Source organism: Methylobacterium sp. WL12, from assembly GCF_008039475.1.
GTDB lineage: Bacteria > Pseudomonadota > Alphaproteobacteria > Rhizobiales > Beijerinckiaceae > Methylobacterium > Methylobacterium cerastii.
The window spans coordinates 1-236 of sequence record NZ_VRUW01000269.1 but is presented as its reverse complement, the minus strand read 5'-3'; the positions used below and the strand labels follow the sequence as shown (position 1 = coordinate 236).

At 74.6% G+C, this 236-nt stretch carries 1 protein-coding gene; it reads right to left on the bottom strand.

Annotated elements, in window-relative coordinates; genetic code table 11:
• Window positions 1-236: transposase (locus FV226_RS27820; protein WP_147765441.1), on the bottom strand; the 236-nt coding region annotated here is incomplete at both ends.

Sequence of the window (236 nt, the reverse complement as noted above, 5' to 3'; positions counted from 1 at the left end):
TTGCGCCGGGTGTGGGCCCAGCACGCCGCCTCGATCAGGGCACCGCCGGTGCGCCCGCCCTCGTAGAGGCGATTGAAGCCGGCATAGCCGTCGGCGTGCAGCACGCCCTGGAACCCGGCCAGATGCGTCAGCGGCCGCTCGCCCCTGCGGTCGGGGGAGGCCAGGAACACGGCGGCCGGCGGACGTACGCCGCCATGGGGCCGCTCATCGCGCACATAGACCCAGAGCCGCCCGGT